Origin of the sequence: Gaetbulibacter aquiaggeris, from assembly GCF_044003965.1 — a bacterium.
Classification (GTDB): Bacteria; Bacteroidota; Bacteroidia; order Flavobacteriales; family Flavobacteriaceae; genus Yeosuana; species Yeosuana aquiaggeris.
Window position 1 is genome coordinate 351,733 of record NZ_JBAWKC010000004.1, and the last position, 19,626, is coordinate 371,358.

At 35.2% G+C, this 19,626-nt stretch carries 15 protein-coding genes; 10 read left to right on the plus strand and 5 right to left on the minus strand.

The features are described from left to right. Positions 1-213 precede the first annotated feature (213 nt). Complete coding sequence (locus V8G56_RS13350; RefSeq protein ID WP_395438953.1) at positions 214-540, plus strand: hypothetical protein; 327 nt, start codon at positions 214-216, stop codon at positions 538-540. A 379-nt stretch (positions 541-919) separates the two neighbouring features. On the opposite strand, the gene uxaC is transcribed toward V8G56_RS13350, so the two are convergent. Genes uxaC through V8G56_RS13365 form a run of 3 tightly spaced genes read right to left on the minus strand, consistent with a single transcriptional unit; the run spans position 920 to position 4,353 of the window. After that, positions 920-2,326, minus strand: a complete 1,407-nt coding sequence (uxaC, locus tag V8G56_RS13355) for a glucuronate isomerase (protein WP_395438954.1) — start codon at positions 2,324-2,326, stop codon at positions 920-922. A 4-nt stretch (positions 2,327-2,330) separates the two neighbouring features. Continuing rightward, a complete protein-coding gene (uxuA, locus tag V8G56_RS13360) occupies positions 2,331-3,509 on the minus strand; it encodes a mannonate dehydratase (protein WP_395438955.1) in 1,179 nt (392 codons plus the stop codon). Positions 3,510-3,525: 16 nt separating this feature from the next. Further along, entirely contained in the window at positions 3,526-4,353 is an 828-nt protein-coding gene (locus V8G56_RS13365; RefSeq protein WP_395438956.1) for an SDR family oxidoreductase, read from the minus strand. Between the two features lie 179 nt (positions 4,354-4,532). On the opposite strand from V8G56_RS13365, the gene V8G56_RS13370 reads away from it, so the two are divergent. Together V8G56_RS13370 and V8G56_RS13375 are read left to right on the plus strand one after the other, a co-directional pair. Beyond that, complete coding sequence (locus V8G56_RS13370) at positions 4,533-5,585, plus strand: substrate-binding domain-containing protein (protein WP_395438957.1); 1,053 nt, start codon at positions 4,533-4,535, stop codon at positions 5,583-5,585. 365 nt (positions 5,586-5,950) lie between these two features. Further along, the gene (locus V8G56_RS13375; protein WP_395438958.1) at positions 5,951-7,810 is read left to right on the plus strand and encodes a glycoside hydrolase family 2 protein; all 1,860 of its coding nucleotides are present in this window, start codon (positions 5,951-5,953) and stop codon (positions 7,808-7,810) included. 82 nt (positions 7,811-7,892) lie between these two features. Here the strand turns inward: V8G56_RS13375 and V8G56_RS13380 are convergent, their stop codons facing one another. Both V8G56_RS13380 and V8G56_RS13385 read right to left on the minus strand, forming a co-directional pair. After that, positions 7,893-8,867, minus strand: a complete 975-nt coding sequence (locus tag V8G56_RS13380; RefSeq protein ID WP_395438959.1) for a hypothetical protein — start codon at positions 8,865-8,867, stop codon at positions 7,893-7,895. Between the two features lie 111 nt (positions 8,868-8,978). Continuing rightward, entirely contained in the window at positions 8,979-9,374 is a 396-nt protein-coding gene (locus tag V8G56_RS13385; RefSeq protein ID WP_395438960.1) for a hypothetical protein, read from the minus strand. A 344-nt stretch (positions 9,375-9,718) separates the two neighbouring features. On the opposite strand from V8G56_RS13385, the gene V8G56_RS13390 reads away from it, so the two are divergent. The 7 genes from V8G56_RS13390 (at position 9,719) to V8G56_RS13420 (ending at position 19,479) form a co-directional block, all read left to right on the plus strand. Next, on the plus strand, positions 9,719-10,447 hold the full coding sequence (locus V8G56_RS13390; RefSeq protein ID WP_395438961.1) for a DUF6090 family protein: 729 nt from the start codon (positions 9,719-9,721) through the stop codon (positions 10,445-10,447). Next, complete coding sequence (locus tag V8G56_RS13395) at positions 10,444-11,223, plus strand: DUF6090 family protein (protein ID WP_395438962.1); 780 nt, start codon at positions 10,444-10,446, stop codon at positions 11,221-11,223. The genes V8G56_RS13390 and V8G56_RS13395 overlap by 4 nt, the downstream gene beginning before the upstream one ends. Positions 11,224-11,497: 274 nt before the next feature. Further along, a complete protein-coding gene (locus V8G56_RS13400) occupies positions 11,498-13,657 on the plus strand; it encodes a S9 family peptidase (RefSeq protein ID WP_395438963.1) in 2,160 nt (719 codons plus the stop codon). 181 nt (positions 13,658-13,838) lie between these two features. Continuing rightward, positions 13,839-14,603 carry a DUF6090 family protein gene (locus V8G56_RS13405; RefSeq protein WP_395438964.1) on the plus strand — a complete coding sequence of 255 codons (765 nt, stop codon included), beginning with the start codon at positions 13,839-13,841 and terminating at the stop codon, positions 14,601-14,603. 389 nt (positions 14,604-14,992) lie between these two features. After that, complete coding sequence (locus V8G56_RS13410) at positions 14,993-16,747, plus strand: T9SS type A sorting domain-containing protein (protein ID WP_395438965.1); 1,755 nt, start codon at positions 14,993-14,995, stop codon at positions 16,745-16,747. Between the two features lie 311 nt (positions 16,748-17,058). Further along, complete coding sequence (locus V8G56_RS13415) at positions 17,059-18,333, plus strand: metal-dependent hydrolase family protein (RefSeq protein ID WP_395438966.1); 1,275 nt, start codon at positions 17,059-17,061, stop codon at positions 18,331-18,333. A 168-nt stretch (positions 18,334-18,501) separates the two neighbouring features. Next, on the plus strand, positions 18,502-19,479 hold the full coding sequence (locus V8G56_RS13420) for a PliI family lysozyme inhibitor of I-type lysozyme (protein WP_395438967.1): 978 nt from the start codon (positions 18,502-18,504) through the stop codon (positions 19,477-19,479). Positions 19,480-19,626: the final 147 nt, after the last annotated feature.

Here is a 19,626-nt window from a genome sequence, read left to right on the forward strand (position 1 = left end):
CATAATACCATAACAGAGGTTAGAAGCTTTAAATACGGTCATGGTCTTGATAAGTATGCTGGAAAGTTTCAATAAAAAAAATTCATCTTTAGACTATTATTATAAATCAATAAAATGTAATCAATTGAAATAAATGATGTAACTTAACTTACTCTTATCTAAATAGTGGACTTATTAATTCTGTTATTGAATAATAATTTAAAGTTCGCAATGATGAAAACAAAATTAATTTATGCAATAGTTTTTATTTTTATTGGCTTGATAAGTTGCAGTAAAGATGACGATAAACAAGTTGAACCTTGCTTTTTTTATAGTGCAAGTTTAACTGATGATTGTGATTGTTTTGATAGTAATAATATTCCTTGTCTTCAAGTTTATCATTTAATTTCTGAAACTGAATACAACAGACTTTTAAGTATTTTAAATAATTCAACTATATCTTGCGTTTATGTTGATGATTCAGAATATTGGGATATTCAAGATGGTTTTGGTTATTTGATAAGTCTTAATAAAGATAAATGCCCAGAATGGACGTGGTAAATTACTTAGACTTAATTAAAATGAAATCATAAGCATTATCTTATTACTACTCAAAATATTCATTTTAGATGAAATTCCTATTTTGTAAATTCACATGTTAGATTTGATTCAATAGATAAGTCCTTTGTTGAGGTTGTTTATGATTCTGAACAACACCATAACAGAAGTAAGAAGTTTTAAATACGGTCTTAATCTCAACAAATATTCAATATTAAATTGGCTTAATTTTGAAATAATGGGCAAATTATAAAACAAAAACCATTCAATTTCTTGAAAGCTTTGTTATTGTTGTGAACGCTAAAAGCCCTGAAATTTGGTGTCTGTAATTGCCAATCTTTATTGGTTTACTCATAATCTGTTTCCTTTATTATGTGTTGATTCAATTAAAATTGAAATAGTTTTTAGCGTTATTATAACATATGTCTTGAATCATTTTACCCAAGAACATAATATCATTTGGAACTAATCCTTTATTTAAATCCTCAGCTAATAAATCACATAATATCCTTCTAAAATATTCGTGCCTTGGAAACGACAAGAAACTTCTGCTATCCGTAAGCATCCCAACAAAACGGCTTAATAAGCCCATATTAGACAGGGTATTTAATTGCTTTTCCATGCCATCTTTCTGGTCCAAAAACCACCAGCCAGAACCCCATTGCATTTTACCTGGAGCTCCACCTGTTTGAAAATTTCCCATCATGGTGGCAAACACTTCGTTCTGCGACGGATTTAAATTATAGGTGATCGTTTTTGCTAACTGGTCTGTGGCATTGAGCGTATTAAAAAGTCTAGACATAAACTCTGCCATAGGAAAATCGCCTATAGAATCACAGCCTGCATCCAGTCCTACTTGTTCTACTAATCGACTGTTATTATTTCTAATAGGTCCTAAATGGTATTGTTGTACCCAATTATATTCGTGATACTTTTTACCAAGATAAATGAATAAACTCGATCTGTATTTATTAATCTCTAAGGCCGATAGTGCTTCTCCTTCTAATTTCTTATTGAAAATAGCAGCGACTTCTTCCTCTGAAAAATCTTCAATAAATAAAGCTTCTCCCACACCAAAATCTGATAGACGACAACCGTTTTCATTAAAATAAAGAATTCTGGCATCGATGGCTTTTATAAAATCTAAATAGTTTTTTATCTCAAAATTTACAGAAGCACTTAATTTATCCAGGTAAGTAATAAACTTTTCTTGCCCAATCAAAAACAATTCGTCTGCTCTAAAGGTTGGATATACTTTCGTAAAGAAATTAGCTTTTGCTATTGTTTTATGATATTGTAAATCATCTGTTGGGTCGTCTGTAGTGCAAACCACCTCAACATTCATATCTTCTAATAACTGTGCGGGGGTTTTATGTTCTAAAACGGTATTTGCTTTTTCATAAATAGCTTTGGAAGTACTTGGCTGGAGAATATCATCGATATCAAAATAGCGTTTTAATTCTAACTGTGTCCAGTGAAAGAGTGGATTCCTTAAGGTGTAAGGCACAGTTTCTGACCATTTATCAAATCTATCTTTCAAACTAGCTGAACCTGTAATGAAGTTTTCATCTATGCCATTGGCACGCATACCCCGCCACTTGTAATGGTCTCCATTTAACCAGACTTCGGTAATGTTTTTTACAGGCTGATTTTCTGCAATGAGTTTTGGTGATAAGTGATTGTGATAATCAATAATAGGCATGTCTTTGGCATACTCGTGATATAAAATTTCGGCTGCTTTTGAATGCAATAAAAAATTATCGGTAATAATATTTGTTGCGTTAATCATAATGTTAGATTAAACTTTTTGAGATCCCTAATTCTAATCCGCGTAATTCGGCTAAGCCTCGTAATCTGCCAATTCCTGAATAGCCAGGATTTGTTTTTTTGTGTAAATCGTCTAACATTTGGTGACCATGATCTGGACGCATCGGGATTAATCGGTCCTTGACACCTGCTGCTTTACGTCTGCGCTCTTCAACAATGACTTCCTTTACCACGCTATACATATCAACATCGCCTTCTAAATGATTGGCTTCATAGAAATTGCCTTTCGCATCGCGCTTTGTACTTCTTAAATGAATAAAGTGAACACGGTCTGCAAAACGTTTAAAAATTTGAACCAAATTATTATCAGCTCTCACGCCTAAAGACCCTGTGCAAAAAGTAATGCCATTAGATCTGTCTGAAACTTGCTCAAATAAATAGGCATAATCGTCTTCTGTACTAACCACTCTTGGTAATCCTAAAATTGGATACGGAGGGTCATCCGGATGAATACACATCAAGACATCATTTTGGGAAGCTACAGGAATGATTTCCTTTAAAAACGAGGCTAGGTTTTCTCTTAACTTTTTTGCATCAATGTCTTTATAGGTATCTAAAATGGTTTGAAATTGCTCCAACGTATAGCCTTCTTCTGCTCCTGGCAGACCGGCAATAATATTATTGACTAATTTTTGTTTAGCTTCGTCTGAAAGCGTATCGATATAGGCTTTCGCTTCTGCTTGTACCTCATCAGAATATGAATCATTAGCACCTGGTCGCTGTAATAAATACAATTCAAACGCTGCAAAAGCCGTCCTATCAAAACGTAAGGCTTTAGAGCCATCTTCTACTTCAAAAGCCAAATCGGTACGTGTCCAATCCAAAACAGGCATAAAGTTATAACACACAATCTGGATGCTACAGGCGGCTAAATTTTGAATGCTTTGTTTGTAATTTTCGATGTACTGCTGAAAATTTCCAGAACGTGTTTTGATGTTTTCATGCACCGGAACACTTTCCACAACACTCCAGGTAAGTCCTGCTCTTTCAATCGTTTCCTTTCTCTTTTTAATTTCATCAAGCGTCCAAACGGTTCCGTTTGGAATGTTATGTAATGCCGACACAACGCCTGTTGCTCCTGCTTGTTTTATATCTAATAAGGCTACGGGATCATTGGGTCCGTACCAACGCCATGTTTGTTCCATAATTTTTTAATTTCAATTAAACACCGCTGTAAGCAGAAAAGCCACCATCTATTGGAATGACAACGCCTGTAACGAAAGAAGACGCATCATCACATAAGTACAAAGTTGTACTTATTAAATCTTCAGGTTCTCCATAACGACCCATGGGGGTTTGGTCTATAATCTGCTGCCCTCTTTTTGTTAAACTGCCATCTGAATTGGTCAGTAAGGTCCTGTTTTGATCTGTCAAGAAAAATCCTGGTGCCAAGGCATTAACTCTTATCCCTACTTTTGAAAAATGTACTGCCAACCATTGTGTAAAATTGGAAACTGCCGCTTTTGCACCACTGTAAGCTGGTATTTTTGTTAATGGCGTAAAGGCGTTCATGGATGAAATATTTAAAATACTGCATCCCTTTTTCCCAACCATATCTTTAGCAAAAATTTGTGTTGTCAATAAGGTTCCTATAAAATTTAAGTTAAACACGAATTTGATGCCTTCGGGGTCTAAATCAAAAAATGTTTTAAATCCTTCAGTAGTGTTCTCCAAATCGTCTTCTAAGAGGTGAGGATTAGAAGTGGTTCCTAATGGATGATTTCCTCCGGCGCCATTTATTAATATATCACAGCTTCCTAATTTTGAATTGACTTCTGCCTTAGCTGATTCTAACGATGCCTTTTCTAAAACATTGGCCATAAGGCCTATTGCAAATCCCCCCTCTGCATTAATGTCATCAGCAACTTTTTCTGCTGCTTCAAGCTTTAAATCCAAAACCGCCATCTTATGCCCTTGCTTTGCCAAAGCTTTTGCCAACGCACTGCACAATACGCCTCCAGCTCCTGTTACTACGATTACTTTACTCATCTATATATATTTTTGATTTTTTTAATCTTTCACTTCCAATAAACAAATTCGTGTGCGTACACGAAAATATAAATAATTATTGTGTGCGCCAACAATTTTATAACTTTTGCTATTATTTTTCTTAGAAGAATAAGTATTTTTGTGAAAATAGATTGATTTAAATACTTTAAAAATCACAAATGACAAGAATAAAAGATATCGCTAGAGAAGCCAATGTATCAGAAGGAACTATAGATAGAGTAATTCATAACAGAGGTGGCGTATCTAAGAAAACTGAGATAAAAATTAAAGAAATTCTCAAAAAAAGAAATTTTACTTTAAATCCTGTTGCAAGTGCCTTGGCTAGGCAAAAGAAATATAAAATTGCTGTTTTAATTCCCGAATTTAGCGAAAGTGATATCTTTTGGGAATTACCCAATTTAGGTATTTTAAAGGCTATTGATGACATAAAAAGTTTAGGGGTTGAGGTTGCTATTTTTAAATATGAACAATACAGTCCGCAATCATACAAAAAAAGCTTCGATTTGCTATTAAAAGGAAATCCATCTGCTGTAATATTTGTACCCATGTTTTTAAAGGAAACTTCAAAAATCGTGAACCAATTAAAAAAATTACAGATTAAATATTTTTTTTTAAATATTGATTTTGAAGAATTTGAAAATAGCATTTTTATTGGACAGAATTCTTACATGGCAGGATTTATTTCAGGCAAACTGATGCATTTGTCTGTACCTGAAGAAGCTTCTTTTTTAATTTTACAATCAAAACATCAAGTCGGTGATAACAATGCGATCTCCAAGAGAATTGAAGGCTTTAAAAACTATTTTAAAACCCATAAAATTGAAGTTGAAATTTTATTATTAAACATTGCTAACTTTAGCGATATTGAGAGTACTCGTAAAAAAATAAACAATTTCCTGGATAAACATTCTGAAATTAAAGGCCTTTTTATTCCCTCCAGTAGGATATCCCATATCGTTTCATGCTTATCTGATCTACACATAAAACAACTAAAATTGATTGGTTTTGATAATACACCTCAAAATATTGAATGCTTAAAAAATGGAGATGTTTCATTTTTAATTTCTCAAAAACCTTTTGATCAAGGTTACGAGTCTATTCTTTTGATGAAAGATTATTTACTCAAAGATAAATTACCTAAAGATAAAATCTATTTACCTATTGATATTCTAATAAAAGAGAATGTTATGTTTAATGAAAGAATACTGTAGTTTTTGAGAATGGGATTAATGATGAAGATTATAATTTCTAGGTTCAATGAATAAGCGAAACACATTTGTTTTTCGTTTTTCAATAAGATTAAGGTAATGGGAAGCTTACACAAGACAAAAAACCTTTAGTTTTCAAAACACCGAATATGTATATAAATTATCTATTTAATAAATATTTCACCATTAAGAAAAGGGTATAATTATAATTTTGAACTAGCTAGCTTTTGTGTTAAGAAGTTTGTCAGAGATGAAAAAAGATAGACTTAAAAAGTTTAAAACATTTTGAGGGTTATTTATCCTTCTGATCGGGTTTTATATATTGAATTCGTGAAAGCAACATAAAAAAATGAATTAAAAAATAAACAATGAAAAAATTAAATGTATTTCTTTTATTAACTATTAATTGTCTATTCTTCGCTCAAGCTCAGAACGATCTTATAACAAATACTCAAGGAAGGGAAACAATCTCCTTGAATGGAACATGGTACTATATTATTGACCCATATGACACAGGATTCTATAATTATAGATTTAAGGAACGAAATGAAGACGATAAAGGAGCCTATTGGAACGAACCAAAATTAGAAAGTAAAACTGAATGGACCGAGCACGATTATAAAGAGCCTAACCAAATTAATGTCCCCGGGGACTGGAACTCTCAAGACCGGATTTTTGCCTATTATGAAGGTTCCGTTTGGTATCAACGTGATTTTGACATGCCGGAAATGGAACCAAATGAAGAGTTATATCTATATTTTGGGGCGGTTAATTATGAAGCCCATGTATATTTAAACGGAAAAAAAATTGGAATGCATAAAGGAGGATTTACCCCATTCAATTTTAAAATTCCAACTGAAATACTAAAAGATACCGCTAATTATTTAGTAGTTAGGGTAGACAATAAAAGACATTCTGAAGAAATACCTACACTAAATACGGATTGGTGGAATTATGGCGGTATAACACGCGATGTAAAGCTTATAGTGACTCCCAAACAATTTATACAACAATATCATTTACAACTAGATGAAAATCAGGATATAGTCAGTGGGCAGAAGAAGAAACGTTATCAGATAAAGGGATGGTTAAAATTTAATGAAACTGTTAAGGATGCTGCAGTAACTTTAAAGATACCCGAATTGAAACTTGAGAAAGAATTTCTGGTTTCAGGGGATTCCCTCAATTTAGCTTTTGAAGTAAAAAAACTGAACTTATGGTCTACTCATGATCCAAAACTTTATGATGTAAACTTAACTATTGGTAACCATACTCTTAAAGATAAAATTGGATTTAGAAAAATTGAAGTTGATGGTGAAAAAATAATGCTTAATGGCAAGCAAATATTTTTAAGAGGAATCAGTTTACATGAAGAAATACCTCAAGATGTTCGCAGGGCCCATAGTAAAAAGGATGCGAAGCAGCTTTTTAAATGGGCTCAAGATTTAAACGCAAATATGGTACGGCTAGCACATTATCCTCATAACGAGTATATGCCGCGAGTGGCTGATTCATTGGGAGTTTTGTTATGGACAGAAATCCCTGTTTACTGGACCATTAATTTTGGAAGCAAGGAAGTGCTAGAAAAAGCCCAAACGCAGTTAAAAGAAATGATCAGCAGAGACAGAAACCGAGCTTCTGTAATCATCTGGTCAGTTGGCAATGAAACTCCTGTGAGTGAGACTAGAACTGAATTTATGAGTACCTTGGTAAAAGACGCTAAAAAATTGGATCCATCACGTTTGGTTTCGGCAGCATTAGAGGTTGGTTATAGCGCAGGGGTGAATAATGTGGATGACCCCCTAGGAGAATTCACAGATATTGTTTCTTTAAACGAATATTTAGGGTGGTATACTGGCTTACCAGATGCGTGTAGAACAGCCAAATGGGAAACCAAATACAAAAAACCCTTTTTTATAAGTGAAACAGGAGCTGGGGCTAAAGGAGGCTTTCATGATGTAAAAGAAATGCGTTTTAGCGAGGAATATCAGGAATGGTATTACAAAGAACAGATTAACATGTTTAAGAATAGATTTCCTGATAATTTTGCAGGTCTTTCACCATGGATATTGGCAGATTTTAGGTCACCAAGGCGAAACAATCCTGATTTTCAGGAGGGTTGGAACCGCAAAGGATTAATAGACAATGAGGGCAACAAAAAACTGGCGTTTTTTGTGTTGAAAAACTATTATCAAGAGCTAAAGCAAATACAAGAGAAAAAGGATTAAAAATAGTTTAGAATATTAAAGACCTTTATAAAACCACTTCACCAAAAGAAATATTAATGGATATGATTGAAAAATCAGGGAATTAGTAATATTCTATTTTTCTCTCAATTAAAAATTTGGGCTTGCCATTTTTAAAAAAGTAAATTTTTGAAATATTGTTATAATTATCATATTCGAATTTTTCACTATATTTTATAATATTTTTATTGAGAGAATTGTTCTGGCTTTCAATTATTTCTATAATTGCACCATTTATATCCCTAATAATCCTTGTATTTATATACCATTTCAATCCACCAAAATCATATATCAATTTTGTTCCAGTTTTAAGGCCTATCTCATTATAATAATGGTTTAATTCGATAGTCGATTTTGCTTCACCTATTATGTCCGTTTTTTTTAATTCTTTTAATAGCTTTCCATTATTGTCATAATCACAAGTGTATGTTTCAATAACATTTCCATTAATTTCATTAATATTGCTTTTATGAGTTATTTCTATAACTAAACTCCCATTTTCATTATAAGACTTAATGGATTTCAAATAAACAGCTTCCTCTCTGCTGGACTCTTCAAGCAAGAAAACATCTGCTAAAAATTGTATTAATGAATAACCATGTAATTCAGTATAAAAAGTTTCAACATTATTGTCATTTTCATTGTAACAGTGAGTGTACTTTTTATAAGTATTTGCTTCAAAAAATTCTTCTTGAATTAACTTGTTAAGCTCATCGTAAGTGTACTTTTCTACTCTCACACAATCTCCATTAGGATTATAGCCCTTTACTTCAATAAGGTTGTCAAATTCATCATAATTATAAGTATAGCTCCTGTGATTTGAATATTTAGGGTAATCTATTGTTTCTATCACCCTTCCCAGTTCATCATATTTTATATAGAAATTAGAATCATTATCAAAATCACCAATCCTTCTTCCTTTTTGTAATTTCCCCGATTTAAAACTTAACTTATATTTTGTTTGGTCTATGGATTTTGTCTTGCCAAAGGTATCGAAGGAAATTCCCCAATAAAATTTTTTTTCTTTATAGGTATTCAAAAACCCTAAATCACCATACGAAGGCAATTGAGAATAAGAATGATTAACAACAAAAATTAGCTGTAAAAAAATGAATAATATTTTAAGTCTTATTTTCAAAATTTTAAATTATTATTCGGATAAATCCAACCAATTTCCTCCTCCTGTATCTATGAAATACCACACCAAAATAACCACTGTTAATGACCCCAAAATAGTTGCAACAGTTGCAATGGTTGATTTACTTTTATCTTGCAGACGTATTTTATTGAGGTCATTTGCTTGTAAAGGTCTTTTTATTTTTTCTCCTTTTATATCCTGAATGCCATAAAAATGGTCGTCTTCAAATACAATACGTTGAAATTTGTAGGTTTCCTTCGTTTTCATTTCAACTTTTGACTTTAATTCTTGCAATACTGCTGCCTCTAATGAAACTGAATTTTTCTGATAGACTACACAACTTTGGAGAAGGATTAATGTTATAAATATCAAAACTAAATGTTCAATATATGTTCTTATTGTTGACATAATAATAAATAAATTAGAATTAAAATATTATTTAAACCTAGGAGTAATTTTACTTGTTTTCAATGATAATTATCAATCAATAACTGTTATGCGATTGATAAATTCTTTGTTGAGGTTGTCTATGATAATGAACATAACCCCGCAACCGAGGTAAGAAGTTTTAAATATGGGCATAGTCTTGATATGTATGCTGGAAAGATTTAACAGTAATTACTAAAACAAGTTTAAATGAAAAAAGAAAGACCTTTATAAAACCACTTCACCAAAAGAAATATTAATGGATATGATTGAGAAATCAAGGAATTAGTATATTTATAACTTGTTGAAGTTAACCAACCAACCTTATGATACCATTCTTTAGAAGAATCCGTAAAACACTAGCAGATGATAACAAGCCAATAAAATATTTTAGATATGCTATTGGTGAGATTGTGCTTGTGGTGATTGGGATTCTTATTGCCTTGCAAATCAATAATTGGAATGAGCAACAAAAAGAACATTTAAAGGAAACTAAAATGCTTTTAGAAATAAAATCGAATCTGGAAACCAACATTATAAATCTGGAATCGGATATTAAAAAGCAAATTCGAGGAGCTTGGTGTATTGACTATATTACTGATCATATGGACAACAAAAGAGACTATAATGACTCATTACCTCGTTATTTTTCTGAAGGCGAAATTGCGCCTGATGTGGTGATAACATCTTTTGCATTTGAAACCTTGAAATCCTCAGGACTGGAAATCAAGAACGATTCATTAAGAAAGAAATTAACAAACCTCTATGAAGTTGTGTATCCAACTTTGATGCAGGAAACTAAAAGGATTGAAGACCAATTATGGCCTGCAGTAGTGACTCCATTGGTTCAGAAGTATTTTAGATTTGATTATGACCATGACGTTTATATCCCTACGGACTATAATGCATGGCTTAATGACCAGGAGTTTTTAAACATGTGGACTTTTAGGGGAGTTATGAGAAAGAGTTCTACAAAGATAAAAAAGGAAACCAAAAAAGAAACTGAAGATGTACTATTAATGATTAATAATGAATTGACAAAAAGAAATAGATGATTAAACTCTTTCGCAACATCCGTCAAAACCTAATTATAGAAAACAAAACAGGAAAATACCTTAAATATGCCATTGGTGAAATTGTACTTGTTGTTATTGGAATTTTAATTGCGCTTCAAATCAATAATTGGAATGAATCTAACAAACTGAAAAAAGAAGAAACACTCTATTTAAAAAGATTGAAAACAGATTTAGAAAAAGATACTCTTTATTATAATAATAACATTGACAGAGCTAATTTATTGATAGATAGGAATTATACCTTTCTCAAAAAACTCTATGACGAACAAAAATCTATTGATGAAGGTAGAGAGTTGATGAATCTACCATTATGGGATTCTGAATATCTCACTATTCAAGACAATACTTATAGCGAACTCGTTAGTTCTGGAAAACTCAATATTATTTCTAATCCAACTTTAAAAGTAGCAGTAGTTGATTTTTATCGATTAATAGATTCAAAAGAAAACTCTATTAAAGAAGCGAATGAATATTCTAGAGAGCTTATGGGTTATTATGTTAGCACTTATCCTGGAACTATAAAACATTCAAGAAATCCACAAGAGATGGTAAAAATTGTTAATGATAAAATGTTTCGAGTGGAAGACTTCCAATTTCTCAACAATCCATCTAGTTCTCAATTTCAAAGTTTAGAAGATGTTATTTTGGTATACATTTCTAAACATAAAGAATTTATTAATCTATTTCAAGAATTAAAAAGTAAATCAAAAGTTTTATTATACCAAATTGAACAAGAATTTAATGAAAATAAATAACAAAAGACAAACTTAAGCAGTATATAAAAAATTGCTAGTTTTAGTTAAACCATTGTTAGTTGCTCGTTTGCTAGCTTCTGATTTTCCTTCGGAAAATCCTCGCACACAAACATGTAACTTTCCATATACATGAACGTTATACGCCAGGGAAGAGGTGACGAGAAAACCAAAAAAATCCGACTTGGAAGACCTTCATAAAGCGCACTCTCCAATGGCGAGAGCGCTATTTGATCAGTATAAGATTATTTTACTAAACAGTTACTAAAGAAAACACATGCAACAGATCTCTTTTTGGAAAACATGGGTAGTGACGGGCTTACTGATGGCGATGCCCGCAACAGTCACAGCACAGGAAGGTGAGCTCACTCTTGATGACCTGTTCGCAACGCCAAAACTGACGGGAACAACCCCGTCCCGGCCTGCGTGGGCACCGAACAGCGAGCACTTCGCCTTTTCCTGGAGTGAACCAGGAGATCCTGGGCTTGGCCTCTGGGTATCCACAAGCGATGGGAAGGAAGTGCGCCTCAGTTCCAATACGGCATCCGCGTCAGTGCGCGATATTGCCTGGACCGACGCGAACACAATCGTCAGCCTGCGAGGTAACAACCTATGGCAGACATCGCTGAGCCAAGGAGACGACCTCCAGTTTATGCCCGTCGAGGCAGGTGCAGGTAACCTGTCGATATCGCCAAGCGGTAACCAAGCGGCGTATATAAGGAACGGTGACCTGTGGCTTGCTGACTTCCCTTCCAAACAGAATCGCCAGCTCACTGAGATCGGCATCGCCAGTCTCTCAAGCTTACAGAAGGGGCGCTACAGCCGACCGGAACGTGAAATCGGTCCAGGCATCTGGAGTGGGCCAACGTACAAGTGGTCCCCGGATGGCAAGACAATCGCGTTTCACGCCGTTGACCGACGCGAGATGAGAAAGGTGCCGTTCCCGGATTACCTCGCTGCCGAAACCAATCCCAACGAGGTACGCCGAAGTTACCCGGGCGATCCAAACGAGATTCGCAGGGTTGGCCTGCTCGATGTAGAGAGCGGTAACATTATGTACCTCGATTTGCCAGATCCGCACGCCAACCAGGTCATCGACTTCAACTGGTCACCGGGCGGTGCTCTGCTAGTTGATATCGCATCCGACACGGCGGTTGAACGTAAGTTGTTCGTCGTTGCACCCGGAGAAAGCCAACTGCGCGAGATTTGGCGAGGTGTTCGAGAGAGCCGCATGTACACATCGTTTGGATCTACCTGGCATCCGGATGGAAAGAAGGTCGTTTTCTTAAGCGATATGGGTGATCGCTACGGCCTTTACACGATCGATGCCTCACCGTCTAGGGATCGTCCGCAGCTCCTGACAGATCCGTCCTACGATGTACTGTCCGCCCCAAGTATTGCTGGTGATGCACTGTTTTATGCAGGCAACGGCGTCAATCCGTACGAACAACACGTATATCGCCTGAATATGTCCGGTGGCGACCCCGAGCAGGTGACGCGTCTTTCGGGCCGGAACGATGGCTACCCCTCACCGGATGGCCGACACTTGGTGTTCATGCACAGCAACGACACATCACCGCCCGAGCTTTATGTGGTAAGCAGCGAGGGTGGTGACGCGACACGAGTAACCCACTCGCCGTTGCCCGCCTTCACGGAGCGAACCTGGGCGGCTGCGGAATACGTTAGTTTCCCCAGTCTTGTAGATGACTACACGCTGCATGCCCGGATTCTGAAACCTACCAACATGCAGCCCGGCACGAAGTATCCAGTGCTGTTTGGGCCCGTGTATTCGAATACAGCGAGGAACCGCTGGGCCGGTAACTACAGCCTCGTACAGCATCTATTGGCCAAGAAGGGATATATTATCGTACAGGTGGATTCACGTGGTAGCAACGGTTATGGCCGGGCATTCCGTGAAGAGTTCCTGCTGGGCTTTGCCGACCAGGACATTGAGGATTATTCCAGTGCCGTTGCTTACATGGAGTCACTGGTTTATGTCGATCCCGATCGCATCGGCATCTGGGGCAGCAGTTACGGTGGCACACTCTCCGTTTATTCGCTTTTGATGAAGCCGGGCTTATTCCAGGTGGGTGTTGCTGCAGCGGCGGCTGTTGACCCGATGTTCTTTGGCACGGACGACGTTGCGATTGTTCGTCGCCCACAGACACACCCGGAGATCTTCGAAAGAAAAGCGCTCAACTATGCAGCGAATCTGGAGGATAAACTCCTGTTCATCCATGGCATCCAGGACCATGTAGTACCATTCAAGACGACGGCCGTGTTAGCTGAAGAACTGATTAAACAGGGCAAGGACTTCGACTTTGCGTTTGCACCGGGTGCGACGCATGGATGGAGCCGTGAGCGGAATTACAATCGCTACCTGTTTGGCAAGATAATCGAATACTTTGACCGACACCTAGCCGTACCGCCTGAGTAGATGTTTGCTGGTGTCTTGTTGCAAGGCGTTGAGGAACGCCGCATAACAAACGATATACCAAGTGCCTCACCTGAGTTATCTGACAGTGAAACGCAACAAAGAAACATTACCTATATTTGAAAGCCCAGAGGCACGTGCCATATCTGTGCGTTGTGCTTCATTATAACTGATCAATAAACTTATGATTCCATTCTTCAGAAAAATTCGAAAAAAAATGGCTGATGACAATAAACCAATAAAGTATTTGAGATATGCGATTGGCGAAATAGTATTGGTAATGATTGGTATTTTGTTGGCATTACAGGTTAATAATTGGAATCAGAATAGAATAAAATTTAATGAGTCTATTAAACACTTAAAAAGCCTAAAATATGACCTCGAGGTGGATACTATATATTTTAATCAGCAAAAGAGGGAATCCCAAAAACAAGTAGATAATTATCGAATCTTTTTTAAGAAAAGCTATGAAACGCAAAATAATATTGAAGAAGTAACAGAACTTATTGACCTTGCTTATCCTCTCACCAATTATTTGCAAGTACAAAAATCGACGTTTTCAGAAATGGTGAATGCTGGTAAATTGAATGATTTGGCCAACGAAGAATTAAAAAGTAGTATCGTCGCATTATATAGAGATTATGAAATAGCTAGATTAAGCAATCGAGATTACAACGAATATACAGTATCGCTTATGGAAGGGTTAAAATTTAACATATGGAAATTCCTATCGGGAAACAGAGAAAATCTATTTGATGAAGAGTACATGTTTCACGACAACGATTGGAAGTTTTTAAATGACTATTCTTCAACCAAATTTCAACAATTTGAGAACATGGTTACACAATATCATGGTAAGCAATCTGATGCGATTGAAATGTTTGACGAATTAAAAATTAAAGCTAGTTTACTGATAAAAGAAATTAATGATGAATTGAACAGTCATTAATAGATTCATTGATGTCTCCTTTATATTAACTTGAAAAGAACAAATAAGTCAAACTTTTAATATTATAAATAAAGAACTAAAAAATAAATAACGAAGCACAACAATGTGTATAATTAATTGCTCAGTCACTGCCGACTTACGAACATTCCTTCGGAATATTATATCTGTGATTTATTTGCTAAATTTCGTGCTTAACCACGCAACTACTCATAGCCGAGACCGTTGTGTACAATTTCAAGAAACCAAACTGTTTTAACATTTCGAAGAATTCAAAATTATTCCCAAAAAATAATACATCATAGTCTTTGTATAGTTTTTGTATTGGTTAATTTCTTTGTTAGGAGCTTGTCTTAATATATTTTTGACGCAAATTATATAGACAACTCGTTATGAAGCATATTTATTCTCTAATAATACTAATCTCATTTTATTCTGGATTTTCCCAAAGTTTACCAATCAATTTTGAAGGAGATATTTCCACTTCAGACTTCTTTGATTTTAATGGTGGCACTGCAATAGTAACAACAAACCCAGATCCATCAGGTATAAACATGAGCACTTCAGTTGGTCGCATTATTAGAGATGGTGGTGCTATTTGGGCAGGTAGTAAAATTCTATTAACAGACAATTTAGACTTTTCAGTTTTAACAAAAATAACAATGAAAGTCTATACTAATGCACCGATAGGAACTATCGTGAAATTTAAATTAGAAGGCTCTGGACCAGCAGTAGATGTTGATGCAGTAACTACGGTTTCTGGCGCTTGGGAAACTCTAGAATGGGTTTTCGTAGGCACAGAGAATAATCTTAACGAGGTTATATTCATGTTTGATTATGGAAATGTTGGAGACGGTTCAGTTAATTCTACCTTTTATTTCGATGATGTTGAGCAGGTTTCAGGACCAACAGCTCCAGTACCAACTTCTTTACCCATTGATTTTGAATCAGGTGTTATAAGCACTGATTTTCTTAATTATAGTGGAGCGACAGCTAGTATTATTTCAAACCCTCATATTGATGTTGATAATCCTAGTGCTACAGTTTGTCAAATTGTGAGAGATGGAGGCAATTATTGGGCAGGAAGTAAAATATTTTTAAATAATTCTATTGATTTATCTACGATGTGGCATATATCCATGAAAGTTTATACCACAGCACCAATTGGCACGAGAATTAAATTAGAACTTGAAAATTCAGGTGGTAGAACCAATTTAGACAAATTAACAACAGTCTCTGGTGCATGGGAAACCATAAGCTGGAATTTTGATGGACAAGCCAATGATTACGATAGAATACAGATGATGTTTGATTTTGGTAATATTGGAGATGGTACAAGTACGTCTACTTTTCTATTTGACGATGTACAACAAATCTCAGGTCCTGCTATACCAGACCCTTTACCAACAACGCTTCCAATAGATTTTGAAAACAGTGTTGTGACTACAGATTTTATCAATTTTTTCGGTGCAGTAACAACTGTCATACCGAATCCGCAAATAGACACAAACAATCCTAGTGCAACCGTAGGGCAATTTCTAAGAAGTGGTGGTGCAGGATATATGAGAAGTAAACTAGCATTAACGGACTATATTGAGAATATGTCAACTATTGGAACAATATCAATGAAAGTATATACCGATGCACCAATAGGTACCATACTGAAGTTTAAATTAGAAAGTAGCCCGCCTAATCAATTCGGAAAAGAACAAGACGCCTTAACAACGGTATCTGGCGAATGGGCAACTTATACTTGGGATCTTTCAAACGCAGATAGCCCGATATACGATGTATTAACTTTGATGCTAGGCTATAATGGATCAAATGATGCATCGGCTAATGCGACTTTCTTATTTGATGATATTGAAATAAAATCTAATGTACTAAGTAATGGCATTGACCAATCTTTAAACATAGTTCACGTGAATGCTTTTCCAAACCCAACTAAAGATGTGGTAACGATAAGCTCTAAAAACAAGATTATCAAAAATATCACACTTTATAATCTTCTTGGAAAGGAGATTATAAAACTTCAACCAAACAGTCTTAGTACAATTATTGATATATCACATTTCGCTAAAGGTATTTACATTGCGAAAATCTCAACTAGTTCAGGAATAGGTAGCCTCAAATTATTAAAAGAATAAATAACAACTAGTTGAGTTTATCTCTTATCATAATTCTAGGTTTTTAATATTTATTTTTGCTGGGCTTGCCATTCAATAAATCCTATATAAATTAATTACAAAGAGAAGTCATAAATAATTAAAACTGTACACAACAAAGTGTATAATTAATTACTTTGGCAATTGCCTACTTGGAAAATTCCTCCGGAATTTTCTCTGGTTCGTGAATGTTTACTAAATTAGTTGCGGCACACGCAACTAACCATACACCAAACGTTGTGTGATATTATGAGCCATAATGAATAATGACTACACGATTTAAAATATTTTACATGAAACATTTCTTATTGTTAATACTACTTTTAACAACTGCTTTTTCGGTTCAAGCACAATCCAAATTACTAAAAGCAGATTCATACCTAGATGTTAGAACTGGAAAACTAATCACTCCAGCAGATCTGCTCATCGAAGATGGATTGATAAAATCCATTAATCCAAAGGTGATCCCTGAAGACACAGAAATAATAGAATTGAAGGGCAAAGTGCTTTTACCTGGGCTTATGGATATGCATGTTCATTTGGATATTGACTTTGAAGGAAACTGGGATTATATCTATAAAGAAAGTTCAAGCCAAGGCACGATAAGGGCAATTGTTAATGCGGAAAAAACATTATTAGCAGGGTTTACAACGGTTAGAAATATTGGACAGTTGCATATTACGCCAGAGCTTATTGATGTGGCAATTGCAGAAGCATCCGATAAAGGCTTAATCATTGCACCAAGAGTAATCCCATCAGGGCATATGATCTCTATAAATGGTGGACATGGAGATATTTCTTTAGGCTTATCCGAAGGGCTAATTGAATTAGGACCCAAGGATGGAATTGTTAATGGTAAATATGATGCCATTGAAGCAGTTCGATATCAGATTAAGCATGGTGCAAAATTTATAAAGATACATGCTACGGCTGGTGTGCTTTCCATGGAAGAAGCAGTTGGAGCACAACAATTAAGTAATGACGAAATGAAAACTATAGTTGAAGAAGCTTCGAGACATCATATTAAAGTTGCTGCTCACGCCCATGGTACCGAAGGTATTATTGCAGCACTTAAAGCAGGTGTTTATTCTATCGAGCATGGTTCCTTATTAGATGATGAAGGCATTCGCTTAATGAAAGAAAAAGGAGTGTATTTAGTTCCTACGACTGGACTTTCGAATGTAGTAAATGAAATGGTTGATAAAATGCATCCTGTTATGGCTGGCAAAGCAAAATACGTTTTACCACTCGCCAAAGATAACCTAAGAAAAGCCATAAAATCAGATGTAAAAATAGCATTTGGTACAGATACACCGATTATTCCACATGGCCAAAATGCAATTGAATTTTCAGCTTTGATAGCCTGCGGAATGAGTTCGATAGAAGCCATAAAAACAGCCACTATAAATGCTGCAAATATGCTAGGACTTTCTGATAGAGGGGAATTAAAAGTGGGCTTACTTGCTGATATTATTGCTGTTAATTCTAACCCTATTAATGACATTAAAACTTTAGAAAGCGTAAAGTTTGTTATGAAGGATGGCGTTGTATATAAAAATGAAAAATAAAAAGAGCATATAACTATGGCTATAAGTAATTGCTTCTACTCGCCTACATCGGAAAATCCTTGCGGATTTTCAGCTTGGTGCGTACTTACAAAGTTAATTGCTAAACCACGCAACTACTCATAGCCGAAACGTTGGCGATAATTAACATAATAACTAATACCAGAAAATATGAATAATAATTGTTCTGCAATCGTGATGGTTCTTTTTTTGACTATCGGATGTAAAAACGAAACAAAAAAGATTGAAGAAGTTTCAAAAACAGAATTTACTGAAGAGTTAAACATATTAGGCAGCTACGTTTCTGACAATTATTCGAAGAGAAGTGAAGGCTATGATTGGATAGCCATATCGGTTACGGAAGCAGAAGGTAATCAATTGAATATTTCAGTCCGCTCACGAGCAGACAAGAAAAAACCTACTTGTACATTTGATGCAGTTGCTAACAAAGTAGATGACAAAGTTTACCAAACCCAAATTGATGGGAAGTCCATTTTGTTTGAATTTACCAACGTGCAAATCAGTATAACTACAGAAAAGAAGGATGATGAAGGCTTACTGTATTTTTATTGCTCTGGCGGTGCAAGTATTGCCGGAACATACCAGAAAATAAATGAACCTATTGATCAAAATCAAATTGACAAAACAAAATTCAATAGAGTACTAAACTTACAAGACGTTGGATTTAATGTCTCTTCAATAGAAAAAGATGGCAAAAACACCCTAACAATTTTCACCTTTGGATTAAATGAACGTGAATACCAAGAGACATTCAACATTGACGGTGAAGAAGTAATCAACGCAGAAGTTGAAGACCTTAATTCTGACGGCTCACCTGAACTTTTTGTTTTTACTCGGTCAGTTGGAAGTGGAAGTTACGGAAATGTGTACGCATTTTCCGTTAACAGTAAGAAATCAATGAGTGAGGTGTATTTTCAACCTACAGCAGAAAACAGCGAGATAAATAAAGGATATATGGGACACGATGAATTTTCGCTCGTTGAAAATATTTTAGGTCAACGCTTTCCAATCTATAAAGAAGGGGATACAAATGCTGAACCAACTGGAGGAATAAGACAAGTTTCTTATAGACTAGTAGAAGGAGAAGCCATGAGAAAACTTGAAGTTGATAAAATTACTGAATATTAAAAACTATCGCCAACAATGAACTAAGCTAAAATCCAAATGTTTTATTAGATTATTTTATTACATAATTATAATCATATGGCAAGCCTGATTTTGCAATAGCAAAAGCTTGTTTAATTAGTTTGTTACATACTGCGATAAGTGCCAGTT

Bases quoted from the DNA above. Each gene is read 5' to 3' on its own strand.
- V8G56_RS13395 (WP_395438962.1), top strand. From the start codon at position 10,444: ATGATTAAACTCTTTCGCAACATCCGTCAAAACCTAATTATAGAAAAC.
- uxaC (WP_395438954.1), bottom strand. From the start codon at position 2,326: ATGATTAACGCAACAAATATTATTACCGATAATTTTTTATTGCATTCA.
- V8G56_RS13375 (WP_395438958.1), top strand. From the start codon at position 5,951: ATGAAAAAATTAAATGTATTTCTTTTATTAACTATTAATTGTCTATTC.
- V8G56_RS13410 (WP_395438965.1), top strand. From the start codon at position 14,993: ATGAAGCATATTTATTCTCTAATAATACTAATCTCATTTTATTCTGGA.
- V8G56_RS13390 (WP_395438961.1), top strand. From the start codon at position 9,719: ATGATACCATTCTTTAGAAGAATCCGTAAAACACTAGCAGATGATAAC.
- V8G56_RS13400 (WP_395438963.1), top strand. From the start codon at position 11,498: ATGCAACAGATCTCTTTTTGGAAAACATGGGTAGTGACGGGCTTACTG.
- V8G56_RS13405 (WP_395438964.1), top strand. From the start codon at position 13,839: ATGATTCCATTCTTCAGAAAAATTCGAAAAAAAATGGCTGATGACAAT.
- V8G56_RS13370 (WP_395438957.1), top strand. From the start codon at position 4,533: ATGACAAGAATAAAAGATATCGCTAGAGAAGCCAATGTATCAGAAGGA.
- V8G56_RS13415 (WP_395438966.1), top strand. From the start codon at position 17,059: ATGAAACATTTCTTATTGTTAATACTACTTTTAACAACTGCTTTTTCG.
- V8G56_RS13350 (WP_395438953.1), top strand. From the start codon at position 214: ATGAAAACAAAATTAATTTATGCAATAGTTTTTATTTTTATTGGCTTG.
- V8G56_RS13385 (WP_395438960.1), bottom strand. From the start codon at position 9,374: ATGTCAACAATAAGAACATATATTGAACATTTAGTTTTGATATTTATA.
- uxuA (WP_395438955.1), bottom strand. From the start codon at position 3,509: ATGGAACAAACATGGCGTTGGTACGGACCCAATGATCCCGTAGCCTTA.
- V8G56_RS13420 (WP_395438967.1), top strand. From the start codon at position 18,502: ATGAATAATAATTGTTCTGCAATCGTGATGGTTCTTTTTTTGACTATC.
- V8G56_RS13365 (WP_395438956.1), bottom strand. From the start codon at position 4,353: ATGAGTAAAGTAATCGTAGTAACAGGAGCTGGAGGCGTATTGTGCAGT.